Source organism: Desulfobacteraceae bacterium (assembly GCA_022340425.1).
In the GTDB taxonomy this organism is placed as follows: domain Bacteria; phylum Desulfobacterota; class Desulfobacteria; order Desulfobacterales; family JAABRJ01; genus JAABRJ01.
Genome location: JAJDNY010000126.1, coordinates 1 through 8,035, shown reverse-complemented (window position 1 = coordinate 8,035; position 8,035 = coordinate 1). Strand labels below are relative to the sequence as shown.

Sequence of the window (8,035 nt, the reverse complement as noted above, 5' to 3'; positions counted from 1 at the left end):
TTTTACATCTTGGTGAGGGTTTTGCTCTTTCCCCCTCCCAGAGAGGATGAGGGAGGGCCTAACCTGCGGGGGTTGTTCAGCCAACCGGTCGCAGAGATGAAATGGAGGCAAAGATGAAAAAGAAGCTCTGGTTGTTGTCGCTGGTTGTCTTGTCGATCTTTCTAATAGTCGGCAGCGCCTGGGCATGCTCGTTCGCTGTCAACGACCTCCTTCTCAACCCGAAACACATCGGAGGAATTTCCAAGGGGGACAAATCTATCGGGGACGGGTGTGGGCTGACTAATGGTTGTAATGGGCCAAACCCGATCGGTAGAGGTATCTACAGCGCCATCTGGGGTGCTTTCGACACCATTCAGCCGCGTGAGTTTAGGCCCTCTGGCTCTTTCAGGTTCGGCGGCGATGGCGCTTTTGAGGGAGGAACCGACGTCGAGGGGTATTTTACCCAAGGTCTGGGCATGAACGCCATCCGGGAAAATGGCTCCGCTCGCCACCCGCTTCGATTTTTTGCCGCCAACATCTTTGCCGAAATGATCAGAAGCGGCAGGTTTAACAACCGAAACCACCGCCCTGGCAACGACACCATCCCCGGTGCGGCGCCCGTGCCCGAACCGGCGACGGTGCTGCTGCTGGGAACCGGGCTGGTGGGGATGGGGCTGTTCGCCCGCCGCCGCAAGGGGAAGATGAGCTGAAACTCGGTTTTGCAGCGGGGAGGCTGAGGGGTAAAGCCGAAACAGCGGTCGGGGGAGGGTGGCCTCCCCCGGCCGCATCGTTTCAAATTCCCGTGGTTTAAAGCACCTGGGCGGCCCTGAGCGGGTGGGCCTTAAGGTATTCCAGGCGGTTCAAACCGTTGAGGTAGGCCTTGGCGCTGGCGGTGATGATGTCGGGATCGGACCCCTTGCCCAGAGCCACCAGGCCGTTTTCCCGCAGGCGCACGATCACCTCGCCCATGGCGTCGGTGCCGCCGGTCAGCGCTCCCACCGTGAAGCGCAGCAGCTCGGAGGAGGTTCCGGTGAGCTTGGCGATGGTGTTGAAGGTCGCGTCGATCGGGCCGTTGCCGTAGCCCGCACCCATCACCGAGCGGCCGTTGACCGCGAGCTTGACGCTGGCCATGGGCAAGACCGTGGTGCCGGCGCTGACGTTGAGGTACTCCAACTTGAAGATGTCGGCGGTGCGCAGGATGCCCTCGGTTACGATGGCCTCCAGGTCCTCGTCCATCACGTGCTTCTTCTTGTCGGCAAGCTCCTTGAACTGGGTGAAGACGATCCGCAACTCCTCGTCGGAGAGGTCGTAGCCCAGGTCTTTCAAGTGGCTGCGCAGGGCGTGGCGGCCGGAGTGCTTGCCGAGCACCAGCTTGTTGGTGCTCAGGCCGATGGTCTCCGGCTTCATGATCTCGTAGGTCATGGGGTTTTTGAGGACCCCGTCCTGGTGAATGCCGGCCTCGTGGGAAAAGGCGTTTGCTCCCACGATGGCCTTGTTGGGCTGCACGATGATGCCGGTGATCATGCTCACCAGGCGGCTGGTGGGGTAGATGTGCTCGGTGCGGATGCCGGTTTCCATGGGCAGGAAGTTGGGCCGGGTGTGCAGGCTCATGACAACTTCCTCCAGGGAGGTGTTGCCGGCGCGTTCGCCGATGCCGTTGATGGTGACTTCCGCCTGGCGTGCGCCGGCCCGGATGGCGGCCAGGGTGTTGGCCGTGGCCAGGCCCAGGTCGTTGTGGCAGTGGATGCTCAGGACCGCCTGGTGGATGTTGGGGGTGTGGGCGATGACGTAGCGCACCAGGTCGGCGAATTCCTCCGGGATGGCGTAGCCCACGGTATCGGGCAGGTTCACGGTGGTGGCGCCGGCTGCGATGGCGGCCTCGAATACCCGGCAGAGATAGTCGCGGTCGCTGCGGGAGCCGTCCTCGGCCGAAAACTCCACGTTGGGGGTGAAGGTCTTGGCGTAGCGCACGGCCTCGACCGCTGCTGCCGCCACCTCCTCGCGGCTCATCTTGAGCTTGTACTGCAGGTGGATGTCGGAGGTGGCGATGAAGGTATGGATCCGGGGCTTGACCGCCGTTTTGACGGCGGCCCAGGCCTGGTCGATATCCGCCTTGGAGGCCCGGCACAAACCGGCCACCTCGGTGCGCTGCAGTTTGCCGGCGATCTGGGAGACCGCTTCGAAATCGCCGTCGGAGGCTGCCGGAAAACCGGCCTCGATGATGTCGACCCCGAGCTTTTCCAGCTGGTTGGCCAGGCGCATTTTTTCCGCCGTGTTCATGCTGGCCCCGGGGGACTGCTCGCCGTCGCGCAGGGTGGTGTCGAAAATATAGACGCGTTCGCTCATGATGAAACTCCTTCAATCTGGATCTGGTGGGGTCCGTCAAGGCGGACCAACCCGGGCGGCCCCGCGGACCGTCCGGTCACACGCTCTCAAACCGGGGTTTCATCCCAGGAGCATGCGCCGCAGGACCCGGGGGTGATGCGGTCCTGCGGCGGCTGACCTTTCCTTCACGTTCACTGGAATTCTCCTTTGCCGTCTGGCGGCAGGCGGATGGACCGCGGCAGGTGCGCCGCTCACCCCGCCTCCCGCTCGGAGCCGGCGTACTCGGCCTCCTTGGCCAGCTTGTACTGGAAGCTGTCGGCCAGCGCGTGCCAGCTGGCCTCGATGATGTCTTCCGAAACCCCGATGGTGCTCCAGACCCGGTCCTGGTCGCGGGACTGGATGAAGACCCGCACCCGCGCGGCGGTGCCATCGCGGCCGTCGATGACCCGCACCTTGAAGTCCACCAGGCGCATGTGGTCCAGGTCGGGGTAGAACTTGTCCAGGGCCTTGCGCAGGGCGTTGTCCAGGGCGCTGACCGGGCCGCTGCCCTCGGCCGCCGTGATCTCCGCCTGGTCCCCGACCCGGATCTTGATGGTGGCGTGCGCGCTGCAAGGCCGGTCCTGGTCCTTTTCGATGGTCACCCGGAAGGATTCCAGCTCGAAGAGCGGGGTGTACTGCTCGGTGAATTTTTCCAGCAGGATCTTGAAGGAGCCCTCGGCCACGTCGAACTGGTAGCCCTCCTGCTCCAGGCGCTTGATCTCGTTGACGATCTTCTGGCTGTCAACGCCGTTTGCGCCCAAATCCAGCCCCAGCTCGCGGGCCTTGTAGGTCACGTTGCTCTTGCCGGAAAGATCCGAAACCAGCACCCGCCGGTGGTTGCCGACCTTTTCGGGCGCCATGTGCTCGTAGGCGCAGGGGGACTTCATGACGGCGCTGACGTGGATCCCGCCCTTGTGGGCGAAGGCGCTTTCGCCCACGAAAGGGCGGCTGTTGAGGGGCGTCATGTTGGCGGTCTCGCTCACGAAGCGGGAGAGCTTGCGGATTTTTTTTAAGCTTTCAGGGCTCACGCAGGGGATCTCGAGCTTGGTGCACAGGATCGGCACGATGGAGGTCAGGTCGGCGTTGCCGCAGCGCTCGCCGTAGCCGTTGATCGTGCCGTGAACCATGACCGCCCCGGCCCGGACCGCGGCGATGCTGTTGGCCACCGCCAGCCCGCAGTCGTTGTGGGCGTGGATTCCCAGCCGAACCGCGGCGCAGGCGGGCCCCTGCCGGGCCAGGTGCTCCTGAAGGGCGGCGATCGCCGCTTCGATTTCAAAGGGCAGGCTGCCGCCGTTGGTGTCGCAGAGCACGATAAAGGCCGCGCCGGCGTGGCAGGCGGCGGTCACCGTTTGCAGGGCATAGGCCGCGTTGGCCTTGAAGCCGTCGAAAAAATGTTCGGCGTCGTAAATCACCTCACGCTCCTGGGACTTGAGATAGGCCACCGTTTCACGGATCATGGCCAGGTTCTCCTCCAGGGTGTTGTCCATGATCCGGGTGACGTGCAGGTCCCAGCTTTTGCCGAAAATCGTGACGCTCTGGCAGCCGCTTTCCAGCAGCGCCTTCAGGTTGGGGTCCCGGTCGGCGGGGGTGCCGGGTTTGCGGGTGGCGCCGAAGGCGGCGATTCGTGCGTTTTTGAACGTCACCCGGCGGGCGATTTCGAAAAACTGCTTGTCCCGGGGGTTGGAACCGGGCCAGCCGCCTTCGATGTAGTGGACCCCGAAATCATCCAGGCGCTCGGCGATGCTGAGCTTTTCAAGCGCGCTGAAGTTGATGTTTTCCCCCTGGGTGCCGTCGCGCAGGGTGGTGTCGTAGATAAAGGTCGGTTGCATGGTCATACTCCCACCGCCGCCTGGCCGGCCGCGCGGGGGCCCCGTCCCGGGCGCCCCGCGCAGAACGCGGCCCGCAAGCGGCGTCTATTCGCGGTTTTCCGGCCGCAGGGCGCGTACCGCGGCCCCGGCCCGCCACATTTCGGAGTTTTTGATGCGGTCGAGTTCCACCCGCAGCTTTTCGCGGTAGTCCGGGGCGCTGTTGAGCTTCAGGGTGCGTTCGGTTTCCTTGCCGGAAATGACGCTCTCGTAGAGGGCGTCGAAAACCGGCGCCACCGCCTCCCGGAAGCGCGGCGCCCAGTCCAGCGCGCCGCGCTGGGCGGTGGTGCTGCAGTTGGCGAACATCCAGTCCATGCCGTTTTCGGCCACCAGCCGGATCAGGCTCTGGGTGAGTTCCTCGACGGTTTCGTTGAAGGCTTCGCTGGGGCTGTGGCCGTGCCGGCGCAGCAGGGTGTACTGGGCCTCCATCACCCCGGCCAGGGCGCCCATCAGAATGCCGCGCTCGCCGGTGAGATCGCTGTGGACCTCTTTTTCGAAGGTGGTGGGAAAAAGATAGCCGGAGCCGATGGCGATCCCCAGCGCCAGGGCCCGCTCCCGGGCCCGGCCGGTAAAGTCCTGGTGGACGGCGAAGCTGGAGTTGATGCCGCTGCCGGCCAGGAAGTTGGTCCGCACCGTGCGCCCTGAGCCCTTGGGGGCCACCAGGATGACGTCCACGTTGGGCGGCGGCACGATCCCGGTCTGGTCCTTGTAGACCACCGAGAAGCCGTGGGAGAAATACAGCGCGTCGCCTTCGTTGAGGCACGGCTTGACCCGCGGCCAAAGGGCCATCTGACCGGCATCCGAGAGCAGGTACTGGACCACAGTGCCCTTGCGGGCGGCGTCCTCGATGGGCAGCAGGGTGTTGCCCGGCACAAAGCCGTCCTCCACGGCGCGCTGCCAGGAGCCGGTGCCCTCCCGCTGACCGACGATCACGGGAAAGCCGTTGTCCCGCAGGTTGAGCGCCTGGCCGGGTCCCTGCACACCGTAACCCAGGATGGTGATCACCTCGTTTTTGAGGGTTTCACGCGCCTGCTCGAGGGTAAACTCCTCGGCCGTGATGACCTCCTCGATGACGCCTCCAAAATCAATTTGTGCCATGTCCTTGCTCCTTTGGGTTTTGGATGAAAAAAGCGGGGCGGCGGCCGGCCCGCGGCCGGGTCATTTGGGCTCCCGGAAAAGGGCGATGATCCCCGTTTTGGCGATCTCCTTGATCCCCAGGGGTTTCAGCAGACTGATGATGGCGGCCAGTTTGCCCTGGTCGCCGGTCACCTCGATGGTGTAGTGCTCCTGACCGACGTCCACCACCTTGCACCTGAAGATGTCCACGATCCGCAGAATTTCGGCCCGATGCTCCGGCTTAGCGGTGACCTTGATAAGCGCCATTTCGCGCTGGACAAAGTCATGGCCGGTGAGTTCGTGGACCTTCAGAATGTTGATCAGCTTGTTGAGCTGCTTTTTGATCTGCTCCACCACCGGGGCGTTGGCCTTGGTGACGATGGTGATGCGCGAGATCCCGGGGTCGGTGGTCTCCGCCACGCAGAGGCTTTCGATGTTGAAGCCCCGGCCGCTGAAAAGGCCCACGATGCGCGAGAGCACCCCCGGTTCGTTGTCCACCAGAAGAGACAGGACGTGATTTTCTTCGGTCATGGCGGTCACTCCTTTCCTGGCGCCTGCCGCAGGCGGCTAAACCAGCAGCATCTCGGTGATCGGCGCGCCTGCCGGGACCATCGGGTAGACACACTCGGTCTGCTGCACCTTGAAGTCCATGATCACGGTGCGGGGCGAGAAAAGGCCCTCCCGCAGGACCGCTTCGACCTCCTCGGGTTTTTCGGCCCGCAGGCCGACCGCACCGTAGGCCTCTGCCAGCTTGACGAAATCCGGGGCGTGCTCCATGGCGGTGCAGGCGTAGCGGCACTCGTAAAACAGCTCCTGCCACTGCCGCACCATCCCCAGATAGCGGTTGTTTAAGATCACCACCTTGACCGGCAGGCCGTACTGGACGGCGGTGGCCATCTCCTGGATGTTCATCTGGATGCTGCCGTCGCCGGCCACATCCACCACCAGGCTGTCGGGGCAGGCCATCTGGGCGCCGATGGCCGCCGGCAGGCCGAAGCCCATCACCCCCAGGCCGCCGGAGGTGATGAAGTGTCCGGGTTTTTCGAAGTGGTAGTACTGGGCCGCCCACATCTGGTTCTGGCCCACCTCGGTGGTGATAATGGTCTCCCGGTCGCGGGTCAGCTCGTAGAGCTTTTCGATCACGAACTGGGGCTTGATGGCCTCGCCTTGCTGGTAGGCCAGCGGTTTTGTGCTCTTCCAACCGTCGATCGTTTCCAGCCACTCCCGGCGCCGGTCGCTTAAATCGCTCAGGTCCAAGGCGTCGATGAGCTGGTTGAGGTGCCCCAGGGAGATCTTGCAGTCGCCCACCACCGGCACGGTGACCGGGATATTTTTGCGGATCGAAGTGGGGTCGATGTCGATGTGCACGATTTTCGACTGGGCCGCAAAGGCCTCGGTCTTGCCGGTGACCCGGTCGTCGAAGCGCACCCCGATGGCGATCAAGAGGTCGCAGACGCCGGTGGACATGTTGGCCCGGTAGGTGCCGTGCATCCCGATCATCCCCAGCCAGAGCGGATCGGAACCCGGGAAGGCCCCCAGCCCCATCAGCGAGGTGGTGACCGGGATCTGGGTTTTGCGGGCGAATGCGGTCAGCTCCGGGGCGGCCTTGGAGAGGATGACCCCGCCGCCGGCGAAGATCACCGGGCGCTTGGCCTCCTGCACCAGTTTGACCACCTTTTGCAGCTGGCGCATATTGGGATTGTAGGTGGGGTTGTAGGAGGCCATTTTGACGCTCTTGGGGAGCTTGTAGCTCGCCATGGCGCGCGCGATGTCCTTGGGGATGTCCACCAGGACGGGGCCGGGGCGTCCGGAGCGGGCCAGGAAAAAGGCCTCGCGCAGGATGCGGGCCAGGTCGTCGATGTTTTTGACCAGGTAGTTGTGCTTGGTGCACGGGCGGGTGATGCCGACGATGTCCACCTCCTGGAAGGCGTCGTTGCCGATCAGCTGGGTGGGCACCTGGCCGGTGATCACCACCACCGGGATGGAGTCCATATAGGCCGAGGCGATCCCGGTGACGGTGTTGGTGGCCCCCGGGCCGGAGGTCACCAGGCAGACCCCGACCTTGCCGCTGGCGCGGGCGTAGCCGTCGGCGGCGTGCACGCCCCCCTGTTCGTGGCGCACCAGGATGTGGCGGATGTCGGTCTTGGCCAGCTCGTCGTAGATGTCGATGACCGCGCCCCCCGGATAGCCGAACAGCGTGTCGACCCCCTCCTCTTGGAGCACTTTCATCAGGATCTGGGCACCGGTGAGTTTCATGGGGTTTCTTCCTTTCTGGTTCGATGTTCCCGCGGCGTTCAGGCTCAGCGGACCACCGCGCCGCGGCTGGCCGAAGACACCATGCGGGCGTAGCGCGCCATGTAGCCTTGCGTGATCCGGGGCGCGGGTGCGCTCCAGGCCGCCAGTCGGTCATGGATGTCGCCCTCCGGGACCTTGAGGGTGAGTGTTTTGGCCGGGATGTCGATGGCGATCCGGTCGTTTTCGCGTACCGCCGCCAGCGGGCCGCCCTGCATGGCCTCCGGCGAGATGTGGCCGATGGCCGCCCCGCGCGAGCCGCCGGAGAAGCGGCCGTCGGTCAGGAGGGCCACCTGGCCGTCGAGCTGCATGCCGGCGATGGCCGATGTGGGCGTCAGCATCTCGCGCATCCCGGGGCCGCCCATGGGGCCTTCATAGCGGATCACGACCACGTCCCCCGGGCGGATGGCCCCGGTCAT

The 8,035-nt window shown here is 64.6% G+C and carries 7 protein-coding genes; 1 reads left to right on the top strand and 6 read right to left on the bottom strand.

Features of this window, described 5'->3' with window-relative positions:
• The first annotated feature begins 113 nt into the window (after positions 1–113).
• Positions 114–689: a PEP-CTERM sorting domain-containing protein gene (locus tag LJE63_10530; GenBank protein MCG6907048.1), complete on the top strand. Its 576-nt coding sequence runs from the start codon at positions 114–116 to the stop codon at positions 687–689.
• Positions 690–786: 97 nt separating this feature from the next.
• Here the strand turns inward: LJE63_10530 and LJE63_10525 are convergent, their stop codons facing one another.
• From LJE63_10525 to LJE63_10500, 6 genes are all read right to left on the bottom strand, one after another.
• On the bottom strand, positions 787–2,325 hold the full coding sequence (locus tag LJE63_10525; protein ID MCG6907047.1) for a 2-isopropylmalate synthase: 1,539 nt from the start codon (positions 2,323–2,325) through the stop codon (positions 787–789).
• A gap of 230 nt (positions 2,326–2,555) precedes the next feature.
• Complete coding sequence (gene cimA / locus LJE63_10520) at positions 2,556–4,172, bottom strand: citramalate synthase (protein ID MCG6907046.1); 1,617 nt, start codon at positions 4,170–4,172, stop codon at positions 2,556–2,558.
• Positions 4,173–4,256: 84 nt separating this feature from the next.
• A complete protein-coding gene (gene ilvC, locus LJE63_10515; GenBank protein MCG6907045.1) occupies positions 4,257–5,306 on the bottom strand; it encodes a ketol-acid reductoisomerase in 1,050 nt (349 codons plus the stop codon).
• Positions 5,307–5,366: 60 nt separating this feature from the next.
• A complete protein-coding gene (ilvN, locus tag LJE63_10510) occupies positions 5,367–5,855 on the bottom strand; it encodes an acetolactate synthase small subunit (GenBank protein MCG6907044.1) in 489 nt (162 codons plus the stop codon).
• Between the two features lie 36 nt (positions 5,856–5,891).
• On the bottom strand, positions 5,892–7,580 hold the full coding sequence (gene ilvB / locus LJE63_10505) for a biosynthetic-type acetolactate synthase large subunit (GenBank protein MCG6907043.1): 1,689 nt from the start codon (positions 7,578–7,580) through the stop codon (positions 5,892–5,894).
• Between the two features lie 44 nt (positions 7,581–7,624).
• The coding region (locus tag LJE63_10500; protein ID MCG6907042.1) for a dihydroxy-acid dehydratase at positions 7,625–8,035 on the bottom strand (411 nt) is incomplete at its 5' end.